Genomic DNA, 26,930 nt, shown 5'->3' with positions numbered 1-26,930 from the left:
CGGCATGGCCGACCGAAGTACAGTGCGAGCACACGAAACGGGGCTGCCTGTGTGTTAGGCAGCCCCCGTTCCGTATCGCCGTAAAGCTCACCAGCTGCGTTCGCGCCACTCAACCAGCTGCGGCCGCTGCTCACCAGGGTCGAGTCGTCCCCATGCCCCGGATGGAACTAAGTCTCGTCCGGCGGCTCGTCGAAGGTTCGCGACGAGACGGCGTCGATCAGCGCCTTGAAGTTCTCCGGCGAACCGGTCGTGCCGATACGGCCGGGGTAGGGCGTATCGCGTCATCGGCCAACAAATCAGCCTTTGTAGCCCCAGGAGCTACACCGGGCTACACTCGTCTCATGAAGGTGATCACCCAGCGCGAGTTTCGTAACAACTCCGCTGCTGTCATGGACGCCGTCGAGGCCGGCGAGGTTTATCACGTCACCCGCAACGGGGTCGAGGTGGCCGAGCTGCGGCCGATACCTCGTAGACGGCGTCGGACCGCTGAGGAGTTGGTCCAGAAGCATCGAGGGTTGCCAAAGGTCGAGGCGGCTCAGATGAGGCAAGAGGCTGACGAGTTCTTCGGTACCGAAGACCGTGTTGATTCTGACGACGTGGGGGAGCAGGGTCGTGGCTGAGCGTCATGAAGCAGGTGTGCTTGACACCTGCACCTACATTGACCTTGGCCTGCTTGACGCTGCTGCACTGCCGAAGATCCCGGAACTCACCGCTGTCACCATGGCCGAGCTCCATCAAGGGGTGGCGATGGCGAAGGATGCCGCGGTTCGCGCCGCGCGCACTGAGAAGCTCGGTGCCGCGATCGTCGACTTCGCCCCGCTTCCGTTCGACGGTGACGCCGCTGCCCGGTATGGAACATTGGTCGCGCTCGTCCTCGCGGGGAAGCGGGATCCGCGACCTCGGCGGATGGATCTGATGATCGCTGCCATCGCGTCTTCGCGGGCTCTGCCGCTCTATACTCGCAACGCTGATGACTTCAAAGGTTTGGGCAACATGGTCGAGGTCGTCGCGGTCTGAACGGCGTCGAACGGGCCGCCGATCTGGTTTGGCAGGTGGGCGCTACATGAGCAAGCGCGATTGCTTATCGGAAGCTCAGTGAGAAGATCGACCCGTCGGATGTAGCCGAGTAGAACTCGTTCGAGTCATCTGGCTCCACTTGCTCTTCAGGGCGAGATAACTGTTCAATGGTTTCATATTCGGGCTGGGGTAACTGTTCGGCGAAGGTAACCTGGGCTTCGATGACAGGTTCGGCTCTGTCTTGACCGAGCGTTTGGTCGACAGATTCGCTGATCGCATGCCTGGCCGTGATCTGCCTTCCCGCGAAGCTGAATGTAACGCTGGTGCCGACGGCGTTTCCGAATGGCGTGGAAAAGTTTACGCGGTCTCGTGGGCGACGCGTGAGCCGGTTGCGCATGACGTCGGGCATCCAGCGTTCGAGTCCGGTGAAGTTGCCGCCGAAGTCGGCGAGCATTGCCCATGATGCTCTCACTGCAGCGTTCGTGAGTGCGTGTGAGGACAGATCTCTGGTGTCTTCTCCTAAACGAAAGTGGCCAGCCTCGTTGATCCAGGTCGAGCTGACTTCGTGTTTGGGCTCTTCCTCGTCGGCGGGATCGATTGCGAGGTAGGAAAGCGCGCCGTTGGAGGCAATTATGGAAGTGGCAATGCCGGAGGGAATCTTCCCGTCGACGGTGATGCCGTCGAGTTGCCGAACCGCCTTTTGTAGCTGCCTTATCGCCGTGCTGCGACTTTTGGTCCCCTTGCATTCTAGCGTGCGGATTCTGTAATGGTTTCTGGCGTGAGGGTCGGCGGCGACAAGGAGATAGTCGGGGCGGTTCTTTCCACTTTTCCGCACTGCGCGTGGCGCTCCCCCTGCGAAAACATAGCGATCGTCCAATGTCGCATCCACGTCGACGATGCTGACAGGAGCGCGGCCTGCGCCGGTCCAAGCAAACCATCGGCGAGCCAGGAGGCCGCCGAATGCGATGCCCATCTCCTCGGACGTCACGCGTCGCTGGTTGCCTGCAATACGGCAGCCCGCGTCGCTCACCTTGAGGCGTCGTGATTTCTTGTCGACGACATCGAAGAAACCCAAATAGCGCAGGAGTCCCCATTGCGTGTACATGTCGAGCACATCGTCTTGGTAGCGCGGCGCTGTCGCATAAGCGAGTTGGTGTAGTGCTTCGACCGGGCGAAGCACTACACCTTTTTGCAGGCTGGAGGCGGGTGACAGGGTCTTGCCAGGATTGACGAAACCCGGCGCGTTCATGACGCGGCGGATGAGCCCGTAACTGCTTTCTCCGTGTAGGTAAGCGTACGAACCGACAACCTTCCTCGCCTGCTCAAGATCCACATCTCCAGTGTCTCAGCAAACGAGGGTTCCAGCCAGGTTGTATTCCCCGTTCGGGAACGTCGTCAGCTCACCAACCGCGTTCGCGCCACTCGGCCAGATGCGGCCGCTGCTCACCCAGCGTCGAGTCGTCTCCGTGCCCCGGATAGAACCAAGTCTCATCCGGCAGCTCATCGAAGATCCGCGACGAGACATCGTCGATCAGCGACTTGAAGTCTTCCGGCGAGTTCGTCTTGCCGACACCACCGGGGAACAGCGAGTCGCCGGTGAACAGGTGCGGGTGCCCGGCCGGGTCGCGGTACAGGAGCGCGATCGAGCCGGGGGTGTGGCCGCGCAGGTGGATCACCTCGAGGGTGACCTGTCCGACCTTGACCGTGTCGCCGTGCTCGACCAGGAAGTCCGGCGGGATCGGCAGCGGGTCGGCGTCCAGCGGGTGGGCGGCGGTGTTCGAGCCGTTCGCGCCGGCGACGGCGCCGAGGGCCTGCCAGTGGTCCTGGTGCTGGTGGGTGGTCACGACGGTCTTCAGCGCGGGCCGGTCGGGGCCGTGGCCGATGAGGTCGGAGATCCGTTCCGGGTCGTTCGCGGCGTCGATCAGCAGCGCCTCGTTCTCGGCGCGGCAGACCAGCAGATACGCGTTGTTGTCCATCGGACCGACCGACAGCTTCGTGATGGTGAGCGCGTCCAGGGTGCGACGGGCGGCGTCACCGCCGGGCTCGACATGCCCGGTGTAGGTCTCGACGATGTTCACAGCGCACACGGTAGTCGTTCGCCTGCAATCGGTTCCACCCGCACAGGCGACGCACAGGCGTGGGACGTAGGCTCGCGTCGCCCCGCCAGCCGAACCATCAGGACACCCGTGCCCGACCCTTCGCCGCCGACCGGAACGCGGACTCCGCGCCGGATCAGTTGGGACCTGCTTCGCGTGGTCGCCGTCTTCGCGGTCATGCTCGGGCATGTGACCCACCAGGGTGCGCTTCTGCATCCCGAACTGGTGGGGTACCCCTTTCGGGTGACCGCGCAGTTCGGTGCGGCCATCCTTCTGGTGATCTCCGCCTTCTTCGTGTGCGCGAGCCTTCGAAAGGGTGAACCTCGGCGGTGGCTGTGGAACCGGGTCGCGCGGCTGGTGCCCGCCTACCTGGTCGCCGTGGCCGTCACCTACGTCGTCGCCCGGTACGCGACGATCCGGTTCAGCGGACTGTCGTTCCCGCCCGGCCTGTCGGGGTTCCTGTTCGGCGTCCCGGAGGGCCCGCCGACCGATCCGTCGCCGTGGTACATCCCCACCGGCTCCGATCTGCTCGCCAACCTGGGCATGGTCCAGGAATGGGGCTGGCGCTACGAGCTCTTCTACTACCTCGACGGCGCCTACTGGACGCTGCCGGTCCAGCTCATCGCGTTCACCGCCGCCGCCCTGCTGTGGCCACGGCGCTGGCGCACCCACCGGCTCACCGTCGGGCTGCTCTGGGCACTGATCCTGGTCCCGCTGTTCCTCCGGTTCGTCGTGTTCGACCCGGCTTCCACGCCGAAGCTCGTCGAAACCTTCTTCTACGGCCTGGGCCTGCACCGCGTGCACGTCTTCGCCATCGGGATCGCGATCTGGCTGTGGGCGAAACGGCGGCTGGCGCACTGGCATCTCGCGCTCTTCCTGCTCGCCGCCTGCGCCGCGCAGGACCTGCAGGTCTTCCCGTTCCACCAGGCCCTGCCCAACGATCCCGAGCGCTGGCCTTCGCTAGTCGGCTTCGCGATCATGCTGGTGGCCATCTGCTTCGCGGCGCGGGGGCCGGACTGGCGGTTCCCCGGCCTCGCCCGGATCGCCCCGGCTGTCACCTGGCTCGCGGGCATCTCGTATGGTCTTTATCTGGTGCACCAGGAACTGGGTTACATCCTGGCCCGTGCCCTGCTGAACGTCGGCGTCCCCGGCTGGTTGCGTCTCCCCATCGTGCTGGCCGCCGCCGTGCTGGCGGGCTGGGCGGTCACCGCGGGCGTGGAACGGCCGGTCCACCGGTGGCTCACCGCTCGCCGAGATCGACGCGAAAAGCCCGGAAAACCGCAGGTCAAGGACTCGGAACCGGTTTCTGTCGGTGGTGCCTCGTAGCATGGAGGCGGCCGCCCGTGCAGCTATCGACCGGGCCGGCGACCGCAGCTGAGAATGAAACCTGAAGGGACCCTGGCGTGGCTGATCGCCTCGTTGTTCGCGGCGCCCGCGAGCACAACCTCCGCGGCGTGGATCTCGACCTGCCCCGCGACAGCCTGATCGTGTTCACCGGCCTGTCCGGGTCTGGAAAGTCGAGCCTCGCCTTCGACACCATCTTCGCCGAGGGGCAGCGTCGCTACGTCGAGTCGCTGTCGGCTTACGCGCGCCAGTTCCTCGGCCAGATGGACAAGCCGGACGTCGACTTCATCGAGGGCCTGTCGCCCGCGGTGTCGATCGACCAGAAATCCACCTCGCGCAACCCGCGTTCGACCGTCGGCACCATCACCGAGGTCTACGACTACCTGCGCCTGCTCTACGCCCGCGCGGGCAAGGCGCACTGCCCGAAGTGCGGGGAGGCGATCAGCAAGCAGACCCCGCAGCAGATCGTCGACCAGGTGCTCGCCATGGAGGAGGGCACCCGCTTCCAAGTGCTCGCGCCGGTCGTGCGCGGGCGCAAGGGTGAGTACCTCGACCTCTTCGAGAACCTGCAGCAGCAGGGCTACGCGCGGGTCGTGGTCGACGGGACGGTTCACCCGCTCACCGACCCGCCGAAGCTGAAGAAGCAGGAAAAGCACCAGATCGCCGTCATCATCGACAGGCTCTCGGTGAAGACGAGCTCACGGCAGCGGCTCACCGACTCGGTCGAGACGGCGCTCCGGCTCGCCGACGGCCTGATCGAGCTGGAATTCGTCGACCTGCCGGAGAACGATCCGCATCGCGTGCGCGGCTTCTCCGAGAACCTGGCCTGCCCCAACGGCCACCCGCTGGCGATCGAGGACCTCGAGCCGCGCTCGTTCTCCTTCAACGCGCCCTACGGCGCCTGCCCCGAATGCACCGGTATCGGCGTCCGCAAGGAGGTCGATCCGGAACTGGTGGTCCCGGACGACGAGTTGTCCCTCGGCGAGGGCGCCATCGCGCCGTGGGCCGGCGGTCAGAGCGCGGATTACTTCATCCGGCTGCTCGAGTCGCTTTCGGAGACCATCGGTTTCCGGATGGACACCCCGTGGCGCAAGCTGCCGGCGAAGGTGCAGAAGGCCGTCCTGCACGGCGTCGACGAGCAGGTCCACGTCCGCTACAAGAACCGCTACGGCCGCCAGCGTTCGTACTACGCGGCCTTCGAGGGCGTCATCCCGTTCCTCGAGCGGCGCCAGGAGCAGACGGAGTCCGAGTACATGCGCGAGCGGTACGAGGGCTACATGCGCGAGGTCCCGTGCCCGGCCTGTCAGGGCACCCGGCTCAAGCCGGAGATCCTCGCCGTCACCTTGGAGCACAAGACACAGGGCGAGCGGTCGATCGCCGAGGTCTGCGCGCTCTCGATCGCGGAGGCTTCGCAGTTCCTCGACGAACTGGAACTCGGCAAGCGGGAGACGGTGATCGCCGGCGCGGTCCTCAAGGAGATCCAGGCGCGGCTGCGGTTCCTGCTCGACGTCGGACTCAACTACCTCTCGCTCGACCGCGCCTCCGGGACGCTGTCCGGCGGCGAGGCCCAGCGCATCCGGCTCGCCACGCAGATCGGCTCCGGTCTGGTCGGCGTGCTGTACGTGCTGGACGAACCGTCGATCGGGCTGCACCAGCGGGACAACCACCGGCTGATCGAGACGCTGGTCCGGCTGCGCGACCTCGGCAACACGCTGATCGTCGTCGAGCACGACGAGGACACCATCCGCTCCAGCGACTGGGTGGTCGACATCGGCCCCGGCGCGGGCGAGCACGGCGGCCACATCGTCCACAGTGGACCGTACAAGAAGATCCTGCGGAACAAGGACTCGATCACCGGCGCGTACCTGTCGGGCCGCCGCAAGATCGAGGTCCCGGCGATCCGGCGGCCGGTCGACAAGAAGCGGCAGCTGACCGTCGTCGGCGCACGGGAGCACAACCTGCGCGGCCTCGACGTGTCGTTCCCGCTCGGTTGCCTGGTGTCGGTCACCGGTGTCTCGGGTTCCGGGAAGTCCACGCTGGTCAACGACATCCTCGCGACCGTGCTGGCGAACAAGCTCAACGGCGCGCGTCAGGTCCCTGGCAGGCACACACGCGTCAACGGCCTCGCCGGTGTCGACAAGCTGGTCCGCGTCGACCAGTCGCCGATCGGCCGCACGCCGCGGTCCAACCCGGCGACCTACACCGGCGTCTGGGATCACGTGCGCAAGCTGTTCGCCGCGACCACCGAGGCGAAGGTGCGCGGCTATCAGCAGGGCCGGTTCTCCTTCAACGTCAAGGGCGGCCGGTGCGAGGCCTGCGCCGGTGACGGCACGATCAAGATCGAGATGAACTTCCTGCCGGACGTCTACGTCCCCTGCGAGGTGTGCAAGGGCGACCGGTACAACCGGGAGACCCTGGAGGTCCACTACAAGGGCAAGACCGTCGCCGACGTGCTGAACATGCCGATCGAAGAGGCGGCCGAGTTCTTCGAGCCGATCAAGGCGATCCACCGGCACCTGGCCACCCTCGTCGACGTCGGCCTCGGCTACGTCCGGCTCGGGCAGCCCGCGCCGACCCTGTCCGGTGGCGAGGCGCAGCGCGTGAAGCTCGCCAGCGAACTGCAGAAGCGGTCCACCGGCAAGACGGTCTACATCCTTGACGAGCCGACCACCGGTCTGCACTTCGAGGACATCAGCAAGCTGATCGGCGTGATCAACGGGCTGGTGGACAAGGGCAACACGGTGATCGTCATCGAGCACAACCTCGACGTCATCAAGACCTCGGACTGGATCATCGACATGGGCCCCGAGGGCGGTTCCGGTGGTGGCACCGTGATCGCCGAGGGCACCCCGGAGTACGTCGCTTCGGTTCCCGAGAGCTACACCGGCGAGTTCCTGAAGACCGTTCTCGCCTGAGGTCGCCCAAAGTGTTATGAACGGGACTTTCATTGCAAAATTTGCAATGAAAGTCCCGTTCATAACATCGGCACTAGACGGGCGCCTTCCCCGTGGTCCGGTCCAGCACCGGCGAAGCGGCCCCGTAGTAGAAGGCGCGCAGCCGGTACGAGGAGCCCTCCTCGCCCGGCAGCGAAGCGAGCCCGACCGACGTCGTCCCCGGATCCGACATCTCGACGGGCACGAACTCGGCGGCCCCGGGTTTCCTGATCTCCACGAGGAAACCGTCCTCGTCGCTGGAGCGGTCCGTCCAGCTGAACCGCACCATCTCCTCCGCGGCGGGCTCCGCCCGGAAGGCCGCGGGAGCGGCCGACTGGCCACCCGTGCGCAGCGAGACCGGTGGCCCGGCCGAGCCGGAACCAGCGGGCCCGGAGACGGTGACTGCCTCCGAGACGGCACCGTAGAACGGCCGGATCCGGTAGTAGAACCGTGTTTCCGGGATCAGGTCCGGATGCCGGTAGGAAGTCTGCCGCGGCGGCAAGAACCGCAGGATCGTGTAGTCCCCGTGCGGATCGGTGGTGTACTCGACGATCCGGCCCGCGGCGTCCGGATCGTCGTCCGGCCAGCTCAGCTCGATGTTCACCGGATCCGTCAGTGTCGCGCGGAAACCGGGTTCTTCGCCGCAGCCCGACACGAAAGCCACCAGCAACAGAACGGCCGCGAGTTTCCTTGGCACGCCTCGACCCTCCCGGGTATCAGGCGGCGGAGTCCGGAGGCGTCAGCATACGAGCGCGCCCGATGATCGACAAGCCCCCGGCAAGACCCGGTTGAACCGTTTCGCGAATCCGTCCGTGTGGGAGGCAAGAGGAGGCGGCCATGGAGAACCGAGGAGAGGCCGGTGCCGATGCACAGTTCGATCGCGGCGCGCGCCGAACGATCCACCTTGCCCGTGCGGGTTGCAGTACTGTCCTCGCCGACCCAGAAGACCGTCGGGAGGACACGAGTGGCGATCGGTGGCTGGCGGCCGAAAAAGGCCAAGGGCGAGGACCTGGTCCGGCACTTGTACGCCGAACACGGGAGAAGCCTGCTGGCGTACGCGACGAGGCTGACCGGGGACCGCGCGGCCGCGGAGGACGTCGTACAGGAGACCTTGGTCCGGGCCTGGAAACATGCCGAAGACCTGGAGAACGACGCGAAGGGTTCGGTGCGGGGCTGGCTGCTCACGGTCGCCCGCAACATCATCACCGACCGCGCGCGGGCCAGGGCGGCGCGGCCGCCGGAAGTGCCGGAGCCCGAGGAAGGCGCGCCGACCCCGGCGGTGTCGCGGGACCACGCGCAGAGCGTCGTGGACTCGATGGCCGTGCTCGGGGCGATGGACGGCCTGTCCACGGAACATCGTGAGGTTCTGGTGGAGATCTACTACCGGGGCCGGACGGTGGCCGAAGCGGCGAGATCCTTGGGCGTCGCCCCGGGTACCGTTAAGTCGAGATCTTATTACGCGTTACGGGCGCTCAGAGCCGTGATGTCCGGAACCGGGAAGGAGGTAGCGCGATGAGTCCGGTGGGACACGATCAGGGCCAGCTCGCCGCCTACGTCCTCGGTGGGCTCACCCAGCTGGAAGCTGCCACGTTCGAGACACACCTGGCGAACTGCCCGGCGTGCCGCCGTGAGGTGCGCGAGCTGGCGGAGCTGCGGTATCACCTCGACGAGGTGCCGCCGGAGGCGTTCCTCGAAGGACCGCCTGAGGGAGGCGACCTGCTTCTCCAGCGCACGCTGCGTCAGGTCCGTGAAGAAGAAGGCGCCCAGGAGCGCAAGCCGCGCCGGTTCCTCGCCGTGGCGGGCGCGGCCGTGCTGGTCGTCGTCGCACTGGGCGCGGGTGTGCTGGTCGGGCGGCAGACGTCGCCGGAACCCTCGACGGTGGCCTTGCCGGTGCCGACGGCGACCGCGCCGGTACCGGGCACCCGCGATCTCGCGGCCACCGACCGGAGCACGGGGGCGCAGCTGGCGGTCCGGGTCGTCCCGGCGGCGGGCTGGGTCCGGCTTCACGCGAAAGCCGAAGGTGTCCATGAAGGCGAGAAGTGCCAGCTCGTCGTCGTGACCAAGAGTGGTGAACGGGTCAACGCGGGCAGCTGGCTGGTTTCGGCGAAGGGCGAACGGGAAGGCACGGGGATCGACGGTTCGGCCTTGGTGGCCCCCGACGACGTGGCCTCGGTCGACGTCGTGACCTTGGACGGCCGGAACCTGGTGTCGGCGCGGGTATGACGGACTCGCGCACGGGTCACGGAAGCGGTCGATACCGCTTCCGTGACACGTGGGTGCTTCCCGCCTCACCGAAGGCCGTTTTCGACGCCGTCGTCGACCTCGCCGCGTACCCGCTGTGGTGGCGTGACGTCCGATCGGTCAGCAAGGTCGACGAAGACACCGCCGAACTCGTTTGCCGGTCGAGACTGCCGTACGCGCTGACAGTGCGGATGCACCGTGACCGGCAGGACGAGCGCGAGGGCCGGGTCCGGGTGCTGCTCAGCGGAGACCTGGAAGGAACACTGGCCGGCGCGCTGATCCCGGAGGAGAGTGGCACCCGGCTGGAGATCACCCAGGACGTCGAGGCCAGGAAACCGTTGCTGCGCAAGCTCGACCGGGTCGCCAGGCCGGTGTTCCGGATCAATCACGCGCTGATGATGCGACGCGGGCAACACGGATTACGGGGGTATCTGCTCGCACCCGCGGGTTAGGGTTCCGCGTATGACGTTGCGTGTCGCCACCGTGCAGCCGTTCACCGTCCCCGCCGACCTCTCCGCGAACATCGCCGAACACGCGAGGCTGCTGCGTCTCGCGGACGCCGATCTCTGCGTCTTCCCCGAACTTTCCCTGACCGGTCTCGAATTCGAGGCGCTCGCCGCCGACGAAGAACTCTGGCTGACGCCGGAAGATCCGCGTCTCGAACCGCTCCGGGACGCTTGCCGGGCCAGCGGGGTGCACGCCGTCGTCGGGCTCCCGCTCCTGGAGGACGGGCGACGGTACATCGGTTCGCTCATCCTCGGACCGGCAGGGGAAACCGTTGCCACGTATGCGAAACGAAACCTGCACAACAGTGAGGAAGAGCTGTTCGACGCCGGTGAGCGGCAGGTGATCATCGAGGTCGGCGGCAGGCGGCTCGGCCTCGCGATCTGTCTCGACGCCGCCAATCCGGAGCATCCCAGGGAACTCGCCGAAGCCGGGGCCGAGGTCTATGTCCTCAGCGCGCTTTTCAGTGAGGGCCAGGAAGACCGGCTGCTCGACCAGGTCGGCGTGGCGGCGGGTCACGGGATGTGGGTGGTGCTTTCCCAGTATTCCGGCAAGACCGGCGGGATGGCCGCGTTCGGCGGCAGCGGGGTCTGGAAACCCGGAGGCGCCGCCGAGGTACGTCTCGGCGGCGAACTCTCCGAATGGGCCTACGCGACCATCACCGGGGAGGCTTCCTGAGCCACGCGGCCACGCAGGACCACGGCCGCGACGAAGACGGCGAGAGCGAGCAGCCCGGCGCTCAACGCGTACGCGCTCCGGTAGCCGCTGGTCAGCGCTTCGGGCATGGTCGCGCCTTCAGTCAGCAGTGATCCCGTCCGGGACGCGGCGGCGGTCGCGAGGACCGCGGTACCGACCGCGGCGCCGATCTGCTGCGTGGTGTTGATCAGTCCCGAAGCGACCCCGGCGTCGGCGGGTGTGGTCCCGGACATCGCCTGCCCCATCAGCGCGGGCATCGCCGCGCCGAACCCGACGCCCATCAGGACGAGTGCGGGCAGGACGTCGGTCGCGTAGTTCCCGTCCGCTTCGACGGTGGCGAGGAAGCCGAGCGCCAGCGCGACCAGCGAAAGCCCGGTGACGAGCACCGCACGCGCCCCGAAGCGGTGGTTCAGCTTCTCGGCGAAGACCAGCGACATCACCGCGATCGAGACCGGCGCGGGCAGGAAGGCGAACCCGGTGCTCAGCGCGTCGAGTTCCAGGACCCGCTGGAGATAGAGCGCGGTGATGAACTGGAAGCCGAACAGCCCGGCGACCATCAGGACCATCACCGTGTTCGCCCCGGACACCGCCCGGACGCGGAAGATCCGCAGCGGCAGCAGCGGTTCGCGGGCCTTCGCCTGCCGGAGCACGAACCCGGCGAGCAGCAGGAGCGACACGGCGAGCAGGCCCAGGGTGCGGGAGTCGGCCCAGGTGTACTCCTCGGCCTTGACGATCGTGTAGACCAGCAGCATCAGCCCGCCGGTGACCAGTCCGGCGCCGGTGACGTCGGTGCCACCGCGTAGCCCCGCGCCACGGTCGGTTTCGAGCAGCCGGACGGCCATCACCAGCGCGACCACGCCGATCGGCAGGTTGACGAAGAAGGTCCAGTGCCAGTCGAGCAGCTGGGTGAGCGTGCCGCCCGCGATGAGCCCGATCGACGATCCCGCGGCCTGGGTGAAGCTGTAGACGCCGATGGCCTTCGCCCGCGCCCGCGGCTCCGGGTAGAGCGTGGTGATCATGCCGAGCACGACGGCCGAAGCGAGTGCGCCGCCCGCACCCTGTAGGAAGCGGAACACGATGAGCTGGGTCTGGTCCTGTGCGATGCCGGAAAGCAGCGAGGCGAGGGTGAAGACGCCGAGCCCGGCGAGGAACACCCGTTTTCGGCCGATCAGGTCGCCCAGTCTGCCGGACAGTAGCAGGAGCCCGGCGAAGGCGATCAAGTAGGCGTTCACTACCCAGGCGAGCGAGGACGAGGTGAAACCGAGGTCGTTCTGGATGGCGGGGAGCGCGACGGCGACGATCGAACCGTCGAGGACGACCATCAGCGAAACGGCGGTGAGTACGGCGAGAGCGAGAGCGCGTTGAGGCATGGAGGTACCCCTCTGTGAATTCCGTGGAGACTTTCCCCAGGTGATGCCTTGGTGCATCACTTGTTACAGCGCTCATCTTGTGTGACTCTGTTCCCTGCCGGAAGGAGGCACTTTCATGTCCCAGGGGAACACCGATGTGACCGCGCAGGCCAACGTGGTCGACCCGGAAAAACTCGAAGCGTGCACCGTGCTCGAGGTGATCAACCGGATCAGCGGGAAGTGGGCGATCGGGATCCTGCTGGAGGCCATGCGCGGTCCCGTGCGGTTCACCGAGCTGGAGCGGTCGGTGGAGGGGATCAGCAGGCGGATGCTCACCCTGACGTTGCGGAATCTCGAACGTGACGGCCTGCTCGTCCGCACCGTGTACCCGACGGTGCCGCCGAAGGTGGAGTACGAGGCGACAGCGATGGCCAAAGAGCTCTACGCGTCGCTGAGCGGCCTGCTGAACTGGGCGGAGCGGCACCGTGACTCGATCGCCGAGTCCCGGGTCGTGTACGACGAGAAGGTCAGCGCCTGACGCCTGCCGCGTGCACGGCACGCTGGACATGCGAGCACAACTGGTCGAAGTGCCACTTCTGGAACGCCAGGTCCGTGCTGTTCGTCGCCGACCAGCTTTCCCACAGGCCGCCCGGCCGCAGGTAGCGGGACGTGTACGCGGTGGTGAGGTCGGCGTCGATGTGGTGCAGGGCGGCGAGCGCCCACTCCTGGTCGTAGCGCAGTTCCGGCCGGGCGAGGTAGTGGTCCAGATAGGACACGAGGATCTCGGCGTCGGCGAGGGTGCCGAACCGGGCGAGCGCGAAACAGTAGCCCTGGCCGGCGAAGACCAAGCCGCTTTCCAGGAACAGTTCCCGGATCCGCCCGCGCCAGGCGGTGCGCCGATCGGCGCCGATCAGCCACGCGGCGGTGATCCGTTCCCGCCAGCCGTGGTCGAACAGGAACGCCAGTTCGTCGTCGGTGATCCGTGCTGCGTCCTCGGCCAGGTCGCGCAGGAAGACTTCGCGTTCGGGGCCGCGCATCATTCCTTCGAAGTTGCCGTGCAGCAGCTTCGAGTACCGCGCGAGCACGTAGCGGTCGATGGCGTCCGGCATGCCCGTGAGTTTCCCAGAAAACGAAGAACCGCGGTGCGAGGACGGGGGACCCTCGCACCGCGGTTTCATTCTTGCCGTGGCCTAAACGCGTGCCACGGCTTTCTCCCTGTCGTCGTCACGATCCTCGTGGGGGGCCGGGTCGTGCTCGTCGAGCAGGGTGGCTTCGTCGAACGGGGCCTGTCCGCTGAAGACCTGGTTGGCCCGTTCGCGGTCGAACTCCTTGGTCCACGTTCCGACCAGGACGGTCGCGACGGCGTTGCCCGCGAAGTTGGTGAGCGCGCGGGCCTCGGACATGAACCGGTCGATGCCGAGGATGAAGCCGACACCGTCGACCAGTTCCGGCCGGTGCGACTGGAGCCCGCCGGCGAGGGTGGCGATACCGGCGCCGCTGACGCCCGCCGCACCCTTCGAGGCGATGATCATGAACAGCAGCAAGGAGATCTGCTCACCGAGCGACAGCGGCTGGTCCTGCGCGGTCGCGATGAACAGCGTCGCCATGGTCAGGTAGATGGCCGTGCCGTCGAGGTTGAACGAGTAGCCGGTGGGCACGGTGATGCCGACGACCGGCTTGGAGACGCCGAGGTGCTCCATCTTCGCGATCAGGCGCGGCAGGGCCGACTCGGACGACGAAGTGGACACGATCAGCAAGAATTCGCGGCCGAGGTAGCGGAACAGCGTGAAGATGTTGATCCGCGCGCCGATCCACAGGACCGAGCCGAGCACACCGAACACGAACACCAGGCAGGTCAGGTAGAAGCCGATCATGATGACGGCGAGACTGCGCAGCGCGCCCCAGCCGGTTTCGCCGACGACGGCGGCGATGGCGCCGAACGCGCCGATCGGGGCGGCCCACATGATCATCGCGAGGATCCGGAACACGAGCCGCTGGATGTGCTCGATGCCGCGGCGGATCGGTTCGCCCTTCCGGCCCAGCTTCTGCACGGCGAATCCGGCGAGCAGCGCGACCAGCAGGGTCTGCAGCACCTGGCCTTCGGTGAACGCCGAAACCATCGTCTTCGGGATGATGCCGAGCAGGAAGTCGACGGTGCCCTCGCCGCCCTCGGCCTGGGTGTGGGCCTTCGCGGCCGCCGCCGGGTCGAGGTGCAGGCCCTCGCCCGGGTGCAGGAGGTTGCCGACGACGAGACCGATCGCGAGCGCGAAGGTCGACATCATCAGGAAGTAGCCGAGCGAGAGCAACCCGACCTTGCCGACCTTCGCGGCCTTCGCCACCGATCCGATACCGAGCACGATGGTGCAGAAGATGATGGGAGAGATCATCATCTTGATCAGGTTGACGAAGCCCGTGCCGAGGGGCTTGAGCTCCTTCGCCAGACCTGGCGCGGCGAAACCGACGATGACGCCGAGGACCACGGCGGCGATCACGGCCAGGTACAGGTAGTGCATCTTGTCTCGGCGACGCGGCGCCGCTTCGGGCGTTGTAGGCACCTTTGCCTCCAGCTCAGGGATGTCCGGGATTGCCGGTCACTATCACCCGGACAGGTGAGCTGGGTCACGGTTGTGTTCATTGAGTTCGCGCGCGGGGTTTCCGGGGAATTCCGGCCGGGCGGGCTGAGCGGCCGTCCGGCCGGTGTGCTGGTATGAGCGGGTGCCCTCGACGACGCGGATCCGGACCAGGCGCGGCAGTCTCGCCCGCCAGCTGCTGATTCTCCAGCTCGTGGTGCTTTTCGTGCTCGTCGCGGCGGGGCTGACCTTCGCCTATCTCGATTCCGTCCGCGCCACCGAGGATCGCGCGCGCGATCAGGTGACCGCGGTCGCCGAAGCGGTGGCGGACGCGCCCGGCGTACTGGCCGCACTGTCCACATCGGAACCCAGCCGGACACTGCAGCCGTTCGCGCAGAGTGTCCGCGCGGACACGGGGGTGGACTTCGTGACCATCATGGACCCGAACGGGATCCGCTTCACCCATCCGAATCCGGAGCTGATCGGGCAGCCGTTCCTCGGCAACATCGGCGAGGCACGGCGCGGCGGCAAGGTCGTCGAGACCTATGCCGGTTCGCTGGGGCCGTCCGAACGTGTCGTGGTCCCGGTGCTCGGCACCGCGGGACAGGTGGTCGCCCTGGTGTCGGTGGGCATCACGGTCGAGGCGATCGACGCCGAACTGCGTGAACGCCTGTGGCCGCTGATCGGGGTGGCGGTCGCGGTGCTGGTGGTCGGCGGGATCGGCAGCTACCTGGTCAGCGCGCGGCTCCGGCGGCAGACCAGGGGGATCGCTCCCGAGGAACTGAGCAACCTGTTCGAGTACCACGAAGCCGTTCTGCATTCGATGCGCGAGGGACTGCTGCTCGTCGGCGGAGACGGTCGCGTGGTGCTGTGCAACGACGGCGCTCGTGCGCTGCTGGGCGTCGACGGCGATCCGGTCGGCCGCGAACTGTCCGCATTGGACATTCCGGAAGATCTCGTCGAGGCCTTCACCTCGGGGGAGGAACGCACCGACGAACTCCACCTCACCGAGGCCAGGGTGCTCGTCGTCAGCACCGCGCCGGTGCGCTCGCGCGGAAAGGCGATGGGCACCGTCGTGATCCTGCGCGACCACACGGAACTCCAGGCGCTGACCGGCGAACTGACCACGGTGCGCGGACTGGCGGAAGCGCTGCGCTCCCAGGCGCACGAGGCGGCGAACCGGCTCCACACGGTCGTTTCGCTGGTCGAGATCGGCCGTCCCGAACAGGCCGTCGAGTTCGCGACCGAGGAACTCGCGCTGGCACAGGAACTCACCGACCGGGTGGTCGGCGCGGTCGCCGAGCCGGTACTCGCGGCACTGCTGCTGGGCAAGGCGGCGGAGGCGAGCGAGCGCGGCGTCGAATTCACGATCACGCCCGACACCGTCATGGAGGACTCGGACACCGGTGTTCCACCGCGGGATCTGGTGACCATCCTCGGTAACCTGATCGACAACGGCATCGACGCGGCGGTGGGGAACGCGGCGGACGGCGGACGGCCCGGCGTCGAGGTGACCGTGCGGTCCGGCGCCGACGAGCTGCTGCTGCGGGTCGCCGACACCGGACCCGGCGTGGACGACGTCGAGCACGTGTTCCGGCGCGGCTGGTCCACCAAACCCGAGGACGGGCACGGGCTCGGGCTGGCACTGGTGGGTCAGGCGGTGCGACGGCACAGTGGGACCATCGACGTCGGCCGCGACGAGGGCGCGGTGTTCACCGTGCGCTTGCCGCTGAAGACGCCGCGGACGCCCCAGTCGCCGAAGGAGCCGACACGATGATCAAGGTGCTGGTCGTCGAGGACGAGCCGGTCGCCGCCGACGCGCACCGCGTCTACGTCGAGCGGATGCCCGGCTTCACCGTGGCCGGCGTCGTCCACTCCGGCGGCGACGCGCTGCGGTTCTGCGAACGCGAGCCTGTCGACCTGGTGCTGCTGGACTTCTATCTTCCCGACACGCACGGGCTCGCGGTCTGCCGGTCGCTGCGCGCGGCCGGTCTCCCGATCGACGTCATCGCGGTGACCTCGGCCCGCGATCTGGCGCTGGTCAAGGCCGCGGTGTCCGTCGGCGTGGTGCAGTACCTGCTCAAACCGTTCACTTTCGCCTCGCTGCGGGAAAAACTGGAGCGCTACGCGGAGTTCCACGGCGCGTCGGGTGAGGTCACCGGACAGGCCGAGATCGACCGGGCGCTCGGCACCCTGCGCACCACCGAACGGCAGGCACTGCCGAAGGGGATGAGCGCGCAGACCCTGGAGTCCATCACCGAAGTCCTCGCCTCGGCCGCGGACGGCCTTTCCGCCGGGGCGGCGGCGACCGCGATCGGCGCCTCCCGGGTCACCGCGCGGCGCTACCTCGAGTACCTCGCCGACAACGGCCTCGCCCAGCGCGAGCCCCGCTACGGCCAGGTCGGCCGTCCCGAGGTCTGGTACAAACCGAAAACCGTATAACGATCTATACTGCGGCGCGGGCGCTACCTTGGACTTCGTGAAGATCGGCGAACTCGCGCGGAAGACCGGGGTCAGCGTCCGTGCGCTGCGCTATTACGAGGAAGAGGGGCTGATCAGCCCTGGCCGCGAGGGCAACGGCTACCGCGACTTCTGCGAAGGGTCGGTCGAGGCGGTCCTGCAGATCCGCGGGATGCTCGACGCCGGTCTGCCGGTCAGGCTGATCCGCGAAGTCCTCCCGTACCTCGACGGGCCGGGAGAGGTCCGGCCGAAGGTGCCGTGCGAGTACATGATCGGCGAGGTCGCGCGGCAGCGGGAAGTGCTCGACCGCCGGATCGCGCTCATGACCCGCAACCGCGACGCCCTCGACGCGTACCTGCGCGACTTGACCCTCACACAAACGTGAGGGTTTTAGCGTGCGGCCATGACTTCGATCCGCGCGCTGCGACAGGACTCCGCGAACGGTCCTGAAGATCTCCACCTGATCACCGACGCTTCCGTTCCGGTGCCGGGACCAGGCGAAATCCTGCTGAAGGTCACCGCGGCGGGCGTCAACTTCGCCGACGTCATGCAGACCCGGGGCACCTACGAAGGCGGTCCGAAGGCGCCGTACATCGCAGGCTTCGAGGCCGCGGGTGAGGTCGTCGGCCTGGGGGACGCGGTGACCGGAGTCGCGCTCGGCGACCACGTCGTCGGAACCGGTGGCGGGGCCTTCGCCGAGTACATGGTCATGCCCGCGGCCGGGGTGGTCCCGGTACCGGAGGGCTGGTCGGACGAACAGGCGCCCGGGTTGCTGCTGAACTGGGCCACCGCGCTCGCCGCGCTCAAACCGCTGGGGCGGCTGGCCGCCGGGGAAACCGTGCTTGTGCAGGCGGCGGCGGGCGGGGTCGGCCAGGCCGCGGTCCGGCTGGCGAAGCACTACGGCGCGACCGTCATCGGCACCGCGTCGCCGGGCAAGCACGACCTGGTGCGGGCGGTGGGCGCCGATCGCGTCCTCGGCTACGGAGAGGATCCCGGTGCGGTGGATCTCGTCCTCGAGTCCGTCGGCGGGGCGACGTTCGCCGCGAGCCTCGCCGCGGCCAAACGCGTCACCGGACGGGTCGTGGTCTACGGCGTCGCCGGGGGAGAGGCCGCGATCACCAACCGCGAACTGAACTTCCGGCACCAGATCCACCTGATCGGACTGCATCTCGGTGTCCTGATCGAACACGCGCCGGGGATCTTCGCGGAGCTGATGGACGAGCTGCGCGCGCTCATCGCCGTCGGTGTCTGCGCGCCGGGGACGCCGACGGTCCACGACCTCGCGGACGGGCCCCGGGTGCTCGCGGAACTGGAGGCGCGGACCACCGCGGGCAAGCTGGTGCTGCGGCCCTGAACGCGGCGGGCCGAATATCGTCGTATGCGAACGTGTGCATGTCAATAGGACGAAAGTGTTGGTAAATCACCAGCTGGCATAGGCGACGAAAGTCGGTGCCAGGAGCGCGGATCCGCTTCTAGATTCACGAACCATTCCGTTGTCCTTCCAAGGAGTGGGTACATGGCAAGGAAGTTCTTCGTCTCCGCCTCCGTGAGCTTGGCGCTGCTCGCCGTCCCGGTGACCGCGGGGCAGGCCACGGCCGCGGTCCAGCCTGCTCAGCAGACCGCGGCGGTGACCACGGTCTACTACGACGCCTCGGGAGCGCCCAGCTTCCGTGCCGCCATCCAGGCGGGTGCGGCGAACTGGAACAACTCGGTGTCCAACGTGAAGCTGCAGGAGAGCTCGTCGGGGGCCACCCTGCGCTACACCGAGGGCAACGACCCCTCTGGCTCCTACGCCGAGACCGACGGCCACGGCCGCGGCACCATCTTCATCGACTACACGCAGGCGAAGCAGTACAACCAGACCCGGATCGCCGCGCACGAGACCGGCCACGCGCTCGGCCTGCCGGACCACTACGAAGGCCCGTGCTCCGAGCTGATGTCCGGTGGCGGCCCCGGCCCGTCCTGCACCAACGCGAAGCCGAACGCGCAGGAGATCTCGCGGGTGAACTCGCTGTGGGCCAACGGCCTGCTGGCGACGGCGGGCACCATGCAGCGCATCTACAACTGATTCCTCGTGCGTGGTAAGTGACGTTCTGGCCAAGGGTGTACCTACGGCGGATGCGGTCCGGTAGCGGCCGAGCCGTGAAGGACTCCTTGAGGGACTCAGAGTCCCTCAAGGTTCCCCTCACCCGCCCCCGGGCGGTCGTCACGAGCCTCACCAGCACCGCCAGTCACAACGGCTGCGCGTGAAGGCCCCCTTCCCTCGGCTGAGCCGAGGGAAGGGGGCCTTCACGTACTTCACCGCAGGCCAAGAGCAGGCACCTAAGAGAGGGTTCGCTCTGACCGTCATTACCACCCACAAGCCCGTCAGGTGCTAGCCCTGGAACTCGTAGGCGCCCGCGTCCACCCGGGCACCGGCGTACACGACGTTCCCGTCGACGTCACGGTCGGCGTATTTCGTGATGCCGAGGTCGATCGCCGGGCTTCCCGCCAGCAGGATCAGGTTCGTGGCCGAGGTGAACTTCGGATCGGCCACCTTGTCCGTCGCGCCCGCTGTGAACTGCCGGAGCCCGCCGAAGTAGACGTTGTGGTCGGTCGCGGTGAAGGTCGAGTCCGCGTAACCGACCTTGTACGCAGCCTGGACGACGTTCTGCGTCATCCTCAGCATCTGGTTCGTGCAGCCGCCGTAGCAGACGAAACCCTCCGACTCGGCGTTGGAAAGCCGGAGCGAGTTGTTGCGGAACACCGTGCCGAGCACCGGGCCGTTGCCGTCCCCAGCCCCGCGCGTGATGATCCCGCCGCGCGTCTTGGCACCGAAGACGGCGTTGTACTCGAAGACGTTGCCGGTCGAGACGCCGTCGGGATCCTTGGTGTCCGTGCCGAGTTCGGTGAAGGTCTCGTTGTCCTCGGAGATGTTGTGGTGGATGACGTTGCGCGACCCGTAGAAGATCTCGACAGCGGCGCCGTCGAGGCCGCCGAAGTCGTCGGACTTCGCGATCGAGCCGCTGATCCGGTTCCAGCCGATGTCGGAGTCGTTGCCCTGGACCAGCACGGCGAACGCGCCGGAGTCGTCGTTGCCGCCCGGGGTCACCACGGTCATGTGGTTGTTGTCGACCAGGTCGTTCTGCGTGACCTCGGTGTGGTCCGCCGACGGCGCGAGGTACACGCCCGCCCCGGCGCCGGTGATCAGGTTGGACAGCACTTTGTTGCGGTCTCCGGTCACCTTCACCCCGGCCCACGAGCAGCGACCGGTGTCGGCGGCGACACCGATCTGCAGATCCTGGACGACGTTGTCGTTGCCGGGCAGGTCCACGCAGGCTTCGGCGTTGCCCTTGATGATCGGACGGGCGCCGGTACCGTACGCGCCGATCGTGACGCCTGAGCCCTTGACGGCGAGACCGCCGGACCAGGTTCCGCCGCGGCGCAACAGAACGGTGTCGCCCGCCGCGAACGTCGTGGCGGAGACCTTCGCCAGTGATTTCCACGGCGCCTGCTGCGAGGTGCCGCTCGCGGTGTCGCTGCCGGCGACCTGATCGACGTAGTAAGTCTTCGAAGCGGCTTCGGCCGTCGTGAACCCGGTGCACGCGAGAGCGGCGAGCACGGTCACGGAAAGCAGTTTCCAGGACATCCCACGGAAGCTAACCGGCGTCCGCACAAGGCTCGTACAAAGACTTCCGCCGTTCTAGCATGATCCGATGCGCCGGGCGTCGAGGATCCTCGTGCCGGTCGCGTTGCTGCTCAGTGCGCTGATGGCGAGCAGCGGGGTCGCGCCCGTGCCGCGGCCGGTGATTCCCGAGACCGGGCTGAACGAGCTTTGGAACACTTACGGCGATCAGGGCGGTCACTGGACCGGCGGCGATCGCACCGTGTCGGTCCCGCTGCCGGACGGACGCACCGCGTGGCTCTTCTCGGACACTTTCCTGGGCCAGGTGAACCCGGACCACAGCCGCCCGCCGGACAGCCCGATCGCCCGCAACACCCTGGTCGTCCAGGAACGGGACGGCACTCTCGGGGAGACACTGCACGGCGGCACCGCCGAGGAGCCGAAGGCACTGATCGGGCCCGTGGGCTCGCCCGAGCATTACTGGGTCGGCGACGGCGTGGTCGAAGGCGACGTCCTGCGAGTGCTCTACAACCGGTACCGGACGACCGGATCCGGCGGACTCGACTTCAAGAGCGCCGGGACGTCGCTGGCCACCTTCCGGTTGCCCGCGCTGACCCCGTCCGAGCTGCAGGTCATCCCGGTCAGCGAGCACGTCGCCTGGGGTTCGGAACTGCTCGAAGACGGTGGCTACACCTATATCTACGGCGCCGAACAGGGCCGGCTCCGGCTCGCCAGGGTGCCCGCCGGTGGCCTTCGCGGGCCGTGGCGGTTCTGGACCGGCTCGGGCTGGTCGTCGCACGAGGAGGACTCCGCCCGGATGCTGTCCGGGATCGGGACGGCGTTCTCGGTGACCCGCGTCGGCGCGGAGTACGTGCTGGTCACCATGGACACCAGCCCCGGCTTCAGCCCGGTGATGCTCGCCTACACCGCGAGTTCGCCGACCGGGCCGTTCGGGGAGCCGCGTGTTCTTTACCGGGCACCCGAAGCGAGCGATCGGCTGATCGTCTACGACGCGACGGCGCATCCGCAGCTGAGCCGTCCGGGGAGGCTTGTGGTGTCGTACAACGTGAACTCACTCGACCACGGTGACAACTTCGAGGACGTGCGGATCTACCGGCCGCGGTTCGTCGAGGTCGGCTGGCCGCCGTCAACGCCGGCCGAACCATGGGCGCAGATCGTAGGCCCGTTCGCAGTGGGAGTCGGCCGGTAGCTCGTGGTCGACGAGATGCGGAGGAACTTCCTGCCGGAAGAGGGCTGACAGCTCCACCATCGTGTAAGCGCCGTTGATAGGACCGTTGGTCGCGTCGGCTTCCGGAAGCGGCAAGTCAAGCCCGAGGATGATGTTTTCGCGGTGATACTGCAGGTAGAGCCGGAGCGTGCCGGTCTGGTGATGGGAGAACCCGGCCAGACCGAACACCTCCCCGTCCAGCGTGAGGGATCCGGAGCCGACCGATCGCAGGTTCGCGTAGAGCGCGTCCTCGACCGGCTTGGCCCTTCCGCCGAACTCGGCAGCACGATCACCATGGACGACGGGAGCGTCGTGGAACCGGTAGCCCGACGGCTCCTCGGCCAGGTACTCGGAACGATTCAGGTGAACCACACGAATCGCGTCGAGCGCCCGGCCCCAGTCGAGGATGGTGCCGTCAGTCAGGAACAGCGGTAGCTCGATCCCGTAGCGACGATGTGGATCCTGGTCCGACATCAGGCCGGTCAAGAACCGCCTGGAGGACCGGCGCACCACCGCGCAGACGGTGGGAGCCTCCGGCCCGCCCAGCGTGGTGGTGAATTCCCGAAGCCGTAGCAGAATCGCCTGATAGGCCCAGTCCGCTTGCGCTGAGTCGCCTTCCGCCCCACCGTCGCGTCCATCAGTTGATGAAGTCGGGGCACCGGTCCATGCGCTCGCAGTATGCGGTGATCGTTCCGATCGGTGTTCCATCCGGAGTACGATAGCGTTGGTCCGCCGTGATGTTGGCGTGTTCCTATAAAGCTGAAACTGGCTTCGCCGAGTCGTGTATATCGGCAGATCCTTCTTGTCTGGAATGGCCTGTCTTCCGGCGAAGTGGCCGCGACGCCACCGCGAGCAGATGCAGGTCATCGCGGCTACGGCGACTGGCAGCGCAAATCTTATTCGGTTCATTCAAGGTAACGCGGGTCGAATTCGATCAACAAGGTCTCGGACGGGTGACTTGCTATTCAAGGGCGCGGTCTCGCGGCGATTCGATGGTCAGGGGAGCCGACGAGTCGCCGGTGAGCTGCCGCAGCTGAGTCATGGTCCGGTCCAGCTGCTCCGCCAGCCGCGGGATCGTGCTGGACGGGATATAGGCCTCGGCGCCGGCATCGAGAAGACGCCGCACCGGTCCCTCGTACTTGACCCCGAGTTCGGCGTCCTCGATCTCCGTGATCACGATCCGCGCCTTCGGGTACAGCGCGCGAAAGTTCCCGATCAGCTGAGGACTGGCGGGCGGGACCAGCAGCACGTCGACGGTCGGGGGAGCCGAGTGCAGGTCCAGCACGAGGTAGCCGGGGCCGAGCCGCTCGGACAGCGAGTCGCGCGCCGACGCCGAAAGCTTCATGGCGGTGGCCACGACAGTGATGTCCTCGGAAGCGGAGGCTGCGAACCCCCTGGCCTCGGGGTACGCGCCGGAAATCGTCGCGATCGTCTCGCCGTCGCGAGTGATGAGCACGTCCTCGCCGGGGCGGAGAGCGTCGATGAGCGCTACGAGTTCTTCAGGGAGCTGGGTGGCGTCGACCCACCGTGCGGACTGATCACTCATCACTCCATGATGGCCTCCTTCCGGTACCCAGGCGCAAGGACGGCGTGTCCGTGAAGGCCTCCTTCCCTACTTTGAGGGTAGGGAAGGAGGCCTTCACGGACTTTCCTTACTTCTATCGAGGCCGTCCCGGAACCCCCGGCCGCGTCTGCCAAGGAAGCGGCCCGTCCAGCGGCCGGTACTCGACGCCCAACGCGTCCAGCCGCGGCAGATGGTGATCCCGCAGTCGCGGCAGGAACTCCGCGTAGTCCCGCCCCGCCGGATCGCTCCACGCCACCTCGGCGAACGCGCACAGGCGCGGGAAGGCGGCGTAGTCCACCCGCCGCACGGTGTCGAGATGCTCCGACCAGACCTGCGCCTGGGTTCCGAGAATCGACTTCCCGGCCGGGAAATCGGCGGGCACCGGCTCGTAGCCGTAGAAGTCCTCCAACGTCCTCAGGTAGCCGACGGGGATCGGCTCGTCGGGATGGTCGGACTGCCGGTGGTCCAGATACACGTGGTCCTCGGGGCACATGACGACGTCGTGCCCGGCGGCCGCCGCACGCGCCCCGGCCGCCTCGCTCTGCCACGAGCCGATGACCATCGGCGGTAGGTCGCCTGCTTCCAGCACCTCGTCCCAGCCCAGCGGACGACGTCCTCGTTCGACCAGGTGCCGCGCGATCTCGCGGACGAACCGGCCGTGGTCCTCGGTCGCGCCGGGCACCTCGTCGCCGCCGAGCGCGATGACCTCCGAGGGGAAGATCTCCAGCACGTGGTCGAAGACACCCTTGAAGAAGTCCACTGTGGACTTCTCCGTGTTCAGCAGTGACGTGCTGATGCCCCAGCTCGTCCAGACCTCCCACGGTTCGCCGGTCTCCGGGCCGAGTTCGGGGTACGCGGCGATCGCGGCCCGCGCGTGGCCGGGGATGTCGACCTCCGGGACGACCGTCACCGCACGCGCGGCGGCGTACGCGACGATCTCGCGGAGATCATCGGTCGTGTAGAACCCGCCGTGCGGTCGCCCGTCGCGCTCCGGGCCGTCGTGCCGCCCGACCATGGACGACTTCCGCCAGCCGCCGACCTCGGTCAGCTTGGGGAACTCGGGGATCTCGATCCGCCAGCCCTGGTCGTCGGTCAGATGCAGGTTGAGCACGTTGAGCTTGTGCGCGGCGAGCAGGTCGACGAACCGCAGCACCTCGGCCTTGGTCCGGAAATGCCTCGCGACATCCAGCAGACAGCCACGCCAGCCGAACCTGGGGTGGTCGGTCACCACACCGCACGGGATCGTCTGCTGTCCATTGTGGATGGACGCGGCCCGGAACGCGTCCGGCCCGATGAGCTGCCGGAGCGTCTGGCGGCCGTAGAACTCGCCCGCCGCGTCGGCCACGTGCAGTCGCACGCCGGACGGGTCGATCTCCAGACGATAGCCCTCGGCGGGAAGTCCCGAATCGGCGCGCACGTCCACTTCGGACAGTACCGGACACTGTCCTGGCCTGGGTTCCACCGAGACGGGACGGGGGAGGAGCGTTTCGAATCCCGGCATGTCAGCCCTTCACCGCGCCGCCCATGACGGACACGAGTCGTCGTTGGACAAGGATGAAGAACACCAGCACGGGGATGGTCATCAGGGTCGAGCCCGCCATCACCGCGCCCCAGTCGGTGTCCTCCGGTTTGAAGAACACGAGAATCGCCAGCGGGAGCGTCTGGTTCTCGGTGTTGGAGATGATGAACGTCTTGGCGAACAGGAAGTCGTTCCAGGCGTGGATGAACGCCAGCACGCTGATCGCCACCAGCCCGGGCGCCACCAGCGGGAAGAGGATCTGCCAGGTGAACCGCATCCGGCTCGCCCCGTCGATCTTCGACGCCTCTTCCAGTTCCTGCGGCACCGCGGCGACGAAGCCGCGCAGCATCCAGATCGCGAACGGCAGGCTGAACGCCAGGTGCACCAGGATCAGCGAGCCGAGGTGGTTGGTGCCGAACGCCGGAGCGACGTCGCCGACCGAGCGCATCAGGAAGAACAACGGGATGGTCAGCGCCTCCACCGGCACCATCTGGGCCACCAGCACCATCACCAGCAGGACGGTCTTGCCCTTGAAGTTGAAGCGGGTCAGCGCCACCGCCGAGAGGAACGACAGCAGCAGCGACAACGCCACCACCACGACGGCCACGATCACGCTGTTCAGGAAGAACATCGCGAAGCCCTCGCCGCTGAGCACCCGTTCGAAATGCTCCAGCGTCGGCGTGAGCGTCCAGGGGCGCGGGTTCTCCGCCTGGATCTGCCCGGTGGGCTTGAACGCCGAAAGCACCATCCAGTACACCGGGAACGCGACCATCCCCGCGATCACCACGCAGATGATCTCGGCGATCAGCCTGCCGGGCTTGTGAACTCGACGGCGAGCCGTGATCACACCCATCCCGCGCTCCGGCGTTGCGACCGGACGTACAACCCGGTGATGGACAGCAGCAGCAAGGTCATCACGACTCCGAGTGCCGCGCCGAGACCGTATTCCTGTCCGGCGAAGGCCTGTTGATAGGCGAAGACGTTGAGCACGAGATTGCGCCCGGCCACGCCGCCGCCGTTGGTCATCACGTAGATCTGGGTGAAGATCTTGAAGTCCCAGATGATCGACTGGATCGTGGCGATGGTCAGCAGCGGCCGCACCATCGGCAGGGTGATCGACCACGTGGTGCGCCAGGTCGACGCGCCGTCGAGGTACGCGGCCTCGATGACCTCTTCCGGCACGCCCTTGAGCCCCGCGTACATCGTCACCATGACGAACGGGAACGAACACCAGATGACCTCGGCGGCCACCAGGCCGAACGTGCTGTAGGTGTCGAAGGTCCACGAGTGGTTCGCCATCCCGGTGAACCCGAGGCCCGAAAGCACCTCGTTGACCAGGCCGAAGTCGGCATCGAACAGGAACAGCCAGACGTACGAGCCCGCCATCGCCGGTGTCGCCCACGCGGCCAGCGCCGCCAGGAACAGCGGGACCCGCGCCCAGGCCCGGACCCGGGTCGCCAGCACGGCCAGCCCCGTCCCGAGCGCGAGACTGCCGACGACGCAGACCGCGGTGAAACCGAGGGTCTTGGCCAGCACCTCCCAGAACTGGACGTTCTCCAGCAGTTCGACGTAGTTGCCGAAACCGAGGAACACCAGCGGAGCGTTGCCGACGGCCTGCGGCTGGCCGTAGTCGTAGAACGAGATCAGGACGAGCTGGTAGATCGGGTAGACCAGCATCGCCAGCAGCAGGATGCCGCCGGGTGCCAGGTAGAGCAGCGCGGCCCGCCCGTCCCGGCGACGGCGGGGTGACCGCCGGGCCGGGGCGGGCGAGACCGCGGTGCGCGGGATTTCCTTGATCACCATGG

The 26,930-nt window shown here is 67.4% G+C and carries 27 protein-coding genes; 15 read left to right on the top strand and 12 right to left on the bottom strand.

The window, feature by feature from the left end; all coding sequences use genetic code 11:
• The first annotated feature begins 341 nt into the window (after positions 1-341).
• Together ACZ5ZX_RS32465 and ACZ5ZX_RS32460 are read left to right on the top strand one after the other, a co-directional pair.
• Positions 342-620, top strand: coding sequence for a type II toxin-antitoxin system Phd/YefM family antitoxin (locus ACZ5ZX_RS32465; protein ID WP_465505795.1), 279 nt, complete (start codon positions 342-344; stop codon positions 618-620).
• A complete protein-coding gene (locus tag ACZ5ZX_RS32460) occupies positions 613-1,017 on the top strand; it encodes a type II toxin-antitoxin system VapC family toxin (protein WP_465505794.1) in 405 nt (134 codons plus the stop codon). Before ACZ5ZX_RS32465 ends, ACZ5ZX_RS32460 begins: the two co-directional genes overlap by 8 nt.
• A 64-nt stretch (positions 1,018-1,081) precedes the next feature.
• Here the strand turns inward: ACZ5ZX_RS32460 and ACZ5ZX_RS32455 are convergent, their stop codons facing one another.
• On the bottom strand, positions 1,082-2,350 hold the full coding sequence (locus ACZ5ZX_RS32455) for a hypothetical protein (RefSeq protein WP_465505793.1): 1,269 nt from the start codon (positions 2,348-2,350) through the stop codon (positions 1,082-1,084).
• Positions 2,351-2,417: 67 nt separating this feature from the next.
• Positions 2,418-3,095, bottom strand: a complete 678-nt coding sequence (locus ACZ5ZX_RS32450) for an MBL fold metallo-hydrolase (protein WP_465505792.1) — start codon at positions 3,093-3,095, stop codon at positions 2,418-2,420.
• 108 nt (positions 3,096-3,203) lie between these two features.
• Here ACZ5ZX_RS32450 and ACZ5ZX_RS32445 point away from each other — a divergent pair, with 108 nt between their 5' ends.
• Positions 3,204-4,439 carry an acyltransferase family protein gene (locus tag ACZ5ZX_RS32445; RefSeq protein ID WP_465505791.1) on the top strand — a complete coding sequence of 412 codons (1,236 nt, stop codon included), beginning with the start codon at positions 3,204-3,206 and terminating at the stop codon, positions 4,437-4,439.
• Positions 4,440-4,516: 77 nt separating this feature from the next.
• Positions 4,517-7,372: an excinuclease ABC subunit UvrA gene (uvrA, locus tag ACZ5ZX_RS32440; RefSeq protein WP_465505790.1), complete on the top strand. Its 2,856-nt coding sequence runs from the start codon at positions 4,517-4,519 to the stop codon at positions 7,370-7,372.
• Between the two features lie 73 nt (positions 7,373-7,445).
• On the opposite strand, the gene ACZ5ZX_RS32435 is transcribed toward uvrA, so the two are convergent.
• A complete protein-coding gene (locus ACZ5ZX_RS32435) occupies positions 7,446-8,087 on the bottom strand; it encodes a fibronectin type III domain-containing protein (protein WP_465505789.1) in 642 nt (213 codons plus the stop codon).
• A 267-nt stretch (positions 8,088-8,354) separates the two neighbouring features.
• On the opposite strand from ACZ5ZX_RS32435, the gene ACZ5ZX_RS32430 reads away from it, so the two are divergent.
• Genes ACZ5ZX_RS32430 through ACZ5ZX_RS32415 form a run of 4 tightly spaced genes read left to right on the top strand, consistent with a single transcriptional unit; the run spans position 8,355 to position 10,813 of the window.
• Positions 8,355-8,906: a sigma-70 family RNA polymerase sigma factor gene (locus ACZ5ZX_RS32430; protein WP_465505882.1), complete on the top strand. Its 552-nt coding sequence runs from the start codon at positions 8,355-8,357 to the stop codon at positions 8,904-8,906.
• Complete coding sequence (locus ACZ5ZX_RS32425; protein WP_465505788.1) at positions 8,903-9,613, top strand: anti-sigma factor family protein; 711 nt, start codon at positions 8,903-8,905, stop codon at positions 9,611-9,613. The genes ACZ5ZX_RS32430 and ACZ5ZX_RS32425 overlap by 4 nt, the downstream gene beginning before the upstream one ends.
• Positions 9,610-10,083, top strand: coding sequence for an SRPBCC family protein (locus ACZ5ZX_RS32420; RefSeq protein WP_465505787.1), 474 nt, complete (start codon positions 9,610-9,612; stop codon positions 10,081-10,083). Before ACZ5ZX_RS32425 ends, ACZ5ZX_RS32420 begins: the two co-directional genes overlap by 4 nt.
• Positions 10,084-10,093: 10 nt before the next feature.
• Positions 10,094-10,813 carry a carbon-nitrogen hydrolase family protein gene (locus ACZ5ZX_RS32415; RefSeq protein ID WP_465505786.1) on the top strand — a complete coding sequence of 240 codons (720 nt, stop codon included), beginning with the start codon at positions 10,094-10,096 and terminating at the stop codon, positions 10,811-10,813.
• Here ACZ5ZX_RS32415 and ACZ5ZX_RS32410 read toward each other — a convergent pair.
• Positions 10,783-12,201 (bottom strand): MFS transporter, encoded by a 1,419-nt coding sequence (locus tag ACZ5ZX_RS32410; RefSeq protein ID WP_465505785.1) that lies wholly within the window; start codon positions 12,199-12,201, stop codon positions 10,783-10,785. The two genes, ACZ5ZX_RS32415 and ACZ5ZX_RS32410, sit on opposite strands and share 31 nt — an antisense overlap.
• Before the next feature lie 115 nt (positions 12,202-12,316).
• On the opposite strand from ACZ5ZX_RS32410, the gene ACZ5ZX_RS32405 reads away from it, so the two are divergent.
• The gene (locus ACZ5ZX_RS32405) at positions 12,317-12,718 is read left to right on the top strand and encodes a winged helix-turn-helix transcriptional regulator (protein ID WP_465505784.1); all 402 of its coding nucleotides are present in this window, start codon (positions 12,317-12,319) and stop codon (positions 12,716-12,718) included.
• Here ACZ5ZX_RS32405 and ACZ5ZX_RS32400 read toward each other — a convergent pair.
• Together ACZ5ZX_RS32400 and ACZ5ZX_RS32395 are read right to left on the bottom strand one after the other, a co-directional pair.
• Positions 12,708-13,289 carry a DUF6000 family protein gene (locus ACZ5ZX_RS32400; protein ID WP_465505783.1) on the bottom strand — a complete coding sequence of 194 codons (582 nt, stop codon included), beginning with the start codon at positions 13,287-13,289 and terminating at the stop codon, positions 12,708-12,710. The genes ACZ5ZX_RS32405 and ACZ5ZX_RS32400 overlap by 11 nt on opposite strands.
• Before the next feature lie 81 nt (positions 13,290-13,370).
• Positions 13,371-14,693 carry a cation:dicarboxylate symporter family transporter gene (locus tag ACZ5ZX_RS32395; RefSeq protein ID WP_465505881.1) on the bottom strand — a complete coding sequence of 441 codons (1,323 nt, stop codon included), beginning with the start codon at positions 14,691-14,693 and terminating at the stop codon, positions 13,371-13,373.
• A gap of 202 nt (positions 14,694-14,895) precedes the next feature.
• On the opposite strand from ACZ5ZX_RS32395, the gene ACZ5ZX_RS32390 reads away from it, so the two are divergent.
• The 5 genes from ACZ5ZX_RS32390 (at position 14,896) to ACZ5ZX_RS32370 (ending at position 19,278) form a co-directional block, all read left to right on the top strand.
• Positions 14,896-16,527: an ATP-binding protein gene (locus tag ACZ5ZX_RS32390; protein ID WP_465505782.1), complete on the top strand. Its 1,632-nt coding sequence runs from the start codon at positions 14,896-14,898 to the stop codon at positions 16,525-16,527.
• Positions 16,524-17,192 (top strand): response regulator, encoded by a 669-nt coding sequence (locus ACZ5ZX_RS32385; RefSeq protein ID WP_192741647.1) that lies wholly within the window; start codon positions 16,524-16,526, stop codon positions 17,190-17,192. Before ACZ5ZX_RS32390 ends, ACZ5ZX_RS32385 begins: the two co-directional genes overlap by 4 nt.
• Before the next feature lie 37 nt (positions 17,193-17,229).
• Positions 17,230-17,595, top strand: a complete 366-nt coding sequence (locus tag ACZ5ZX_RS32380; RefSeq protein ID WP_044852015.1) for a MerR family transcriptional regulator — start codon at positions 17,230-17,232, stop codon at positions 17,593-17,595.
• An 18-nt stretch (positions 17,596-17,613) separates the two neighbouring features.
• Complete coding sequence (locus tag ACZ5ZX_RS32375; protein WP_465505781.1) at positions 17,614-18,564, top strand: alcohol dehydrogenase catalytic domain-containing protein; 951 nt, start codon at positions 17,614-17,616, stop codon at positions 18,562-18,564.
• Positions 18,565-18,726: 162 nt separating this feature from the next.
• Positions 18,727-19,278: a snapalysin family zinc-dependent metalloprotease gene (locus tag ACZ5ZX_RS32370; protein WP_465505780.1), complete on the top strand. Its 552-nt coding sequence runs from the start codon at positions 18,727-18,729 to the stop codon at positions 19,276-19,278.
• A 306-nt stretch (positions 19,279-19,584) separates the two neighbouring features.
• On the opposite strand, the gene ACZ5ZX_RS32365 is transcribed toward ACZ5ZX_RS32370, so the two are convergent.
• On the bottom strand, positions 19,585-20,838 hold the full coding sequence (locus ACZ5ZX_RS32365) for a choice-of-anchor Q domain-containing protein (RefSeq protein WP_465505779.1): 1,254 nt from the start codon (positions 20,836-20,838) through the stop codon (positions 19,585-19,587).
• 67 nt (positions 20,839-20,905) lie between these two features.
• Here ACZ5ZX_RS32365 and ACZ5ZX_RS32360 point away from each other — a divergent pair, with 67 nt between their 5' ends.
• Positions 20,906-22,024 carry a DUF5005 domain-containing protein gene (locus ACZ5ZX_RS32360; RefSeq protein ID WP_465505778.1) on the top strand — a complete coding sequence of 373 codons (1,119 nt, stop codon included), beginning with the start codon at positions 20,906-20,908 and terminating at the stop codon, positions 22,022-22,024.
• Here the strand turns inward: ACZ5ZX_RS32360 and ACZ5ZX_RS32355 are convergent.
• The 5 genes from ACZ5ZX_RS32355 to ACZ5ZX_RS32335 form a co-directional block, all read right to left on the bottom strand.
• Positions 21,962-22,750 carry a hypothetical protein gene (locus ACZ5ZX_RS32355; RefSeq protein ID WP_465505777.1) on the bottom strand — a complete coding sequence of 263 codons (789 nt, stop codon included), beginning with the start codon at positions 22,748-22,750 and terminating at the stop codon, positions 21,962-21,964. The genes ACZ5ZX_RS32360 and ACZ5ZX_RS32355 overlap by 63 nt on opposite strands.
• A 253-nt stretch (positions 22,751-23,003) precedes the next feature.
• The gene (locus tag ACZ5ZX_RS32350) at positions 23,004-23,588 is read right to left on the bottom strand and encodes a hypothetical protein (RefSeq protein WP_465505776.1); all 585 of its coding nucleotides are present in this window, start codon (positions 23,586-23,588) and stop codon (positions 23,004-23,006) included.
• 112 nt (positions 23,589-23,700) lie between these two features.
• The gene (locus ACZ5ZX_RS32345) at positions 23,701-25,107 is read right to left on the bottom strand and encodes a beta-N-acetylhexosaminidase (protein WP_465505775.1); all 1,407 of its coding nucleotides are present in this window, start codon (positions 25,105-25,107) and stop codon (positions 23,701-23,703) included.
• A gap of 1 nt (position 25,108) precedes the next feature.
• Positions 25,109-25,978 carry a carbohydrate ABC transporter permease gene (locus ACZ5ZX_RS32340; RefSeq protein WP_465505774.1) on the bottom strand — a complete coding sequence of 290 codons (870 nt, stop codon included), beginning with the start codon at positions 25,976-25,978 and terminating at the stop codon, positions 25,109-25,111.
• On the bottom strand, positions 25,969-26,928 hold the full coding sequence (locus ACZ5ZX_RS32335) for a carbohydrate ABC transporter permease (protein WP_465505773.1): 960 nt from the start codon (positions 26,926-26,928) through the stop codon (positions 25,969-25,971). Before ACZ5ZX_RS32335 ends, ACZ5ZX_RS32340 begins: the two co-directional genes overlap by 10 nt.
• Positions 26,929-26,930: the final 2 nt, after the last annotated feature.

This window comes from Amycolatopsis sp. NPDC033938 (genome assembly GCF_055575975.1).
Note: the sequence above shows the minus strand (reverse complement) of the source record. Positions and strands in the feature narration are given on the sequence as shown.

What these genes read in the sequence shown, in the direction of transcription:
- ACZ5ZX_RS32465 (WP_465505795.1), top strand. Translation starts at nt 342, where the DNA reads ATGAAGGTGATCACCCAGCGCGAGTTTCGTAACAACTCCGCTGCTGTC.
- ACZ5ZX_RS32425 (WP_465505788.1), top strand. Translation starts at nt 8,903, where the DNA reads ATGAGTCCGGTGGGACACGATCAGGGCCAGCTCGCCGCCTACGTCCTC.
- ACZ5ZX_RS32420 (WP_465505787.1), top strand. Translation starts at nt 9,610, where the DNA reads ATGACGGACTCGCGCACGGGTCACGGAAGCGGTCGATACCGCTTCCGT.
- ACZ5ZX_RS32415 (WP_465505786.1), top strand. Translation starts at nt 10,094, where the DNA reads ATGACGTTGCGTGTCGCCACCGTGCAGCCGTTCACCGTCCCCGCCGAC.
- ACZ5ZX_RS32410 (WP_465505785.1), bottom strand. Translation starts at nt 12,201, where the DNA reads ATGCCTCAACGCGCTCTCGCTCTCGCCGTACTCACCGCCGTTTCGCTG.
- ACZ5ZX_RS32405 (WP_465505784.1), top strand. Translation starts at nt 12,317, where the DNA reads ATGTCCCAGGGGAACACCGATGTGACCGCGCAGGCCAACGTGGTCGAC.
- ACZ5ZX_RS32400 (WP_465505783.1), bottom strand. Translation starts at nt 13,289, where the DNA reads ATGCCGGACGCCATCGACCGCTACGTGCTCGCGCGGTACTCGAAGCTG.
- ACZ5ZX_RS32395 (WP_465505881.1), bottom strand. Translation starts at nt 14,693, where the DNA reads ATGCACTACCTGTACCTGGCCGTGATCGCCGCCGTGGTCCTCGGCGTC.
- ACZ5ZX_RS32385 (WP_192741647.1), top strand. Translation starts at nt 16,524, where the DNA reads ATGATCAAGGTGCTGGTCGTCGAGGACGAGCCGGTCGCCGCCGACGCG.
- ACZ5ZX_RS32375 (WP_465505781.1), top strand. Translation starts at nt 17,614, where the DNA reads ATGACTTCGATCCGCGCGCTGCGACAGGACTCCGCGAACGGTCCTGAA.
- ACZ5ZX_RS32370 (WP_465505780.1), top strand. Translation starts at nt 18,727, where the DNA reads ATGGCAAGGAAGTTCTTCGTCTCCGCCTCCGTGAGCTTGGCGCTGCTC.
- ACZ5ZX_RS32365 (WP_465505779.1), bottom strand. Translation starts at nt 20,838, where the DNA reads ATGTCCTGGAAACTGCTTTCCGTGACCGTGCTCGCCGCTCTCGCGTGC.
- ACZ5ZX_RS32360 (WP_465505778.1), top strand. Translation starts at nt 20,906, where the DNA reads ATGCGCCGGGCGTCGAGGATCCTCGTGCCGGTCGCGTTGCTGCTCAGT.
- ACZ5ZX_RS32355 (WP_465505777.1), bottom strand. Translation starts at nt 22,750, where the DNA reads ATGGAACACCGATCGGAACGATCACCGCATACTGCGAGCGCATGGACC.
- ACZ5ZX_RS32350 (WP_465505776.1), bottom strand. Translation starts at nt 23,588, where the DNA reads ATGAGTGATCAGTCCGCACGGTGGGTCGACGCCACCCAGCTCCCTGAA.
- ACZ5ZX_RS32345 (WP_465505775.1), bottom strand. Translation starts at nt 25,107, where the DNA reads ATGCCGGGATTCGAAACGCTCCTCCCCCGTCCCGTCTCGGTGGAACCC.
- ACZ5ZX_RS32340 (WP_465505774.1), bottom strand. Translation starts at nt 25,978, where the DNA reads ATGGGTGTGATCACGGCTCGCCGTCGAGTTCACAAGCCCGGCAGGCTG.
- ACZ5ZX_RS32335 (WP_465505773.1), bottom strand. Translation starts at nt 26,928, where the DNA reads ATGGTGATCAAGGAAATCCCGCGCACCGCGGTCTCGCCCGCCCCGGCC.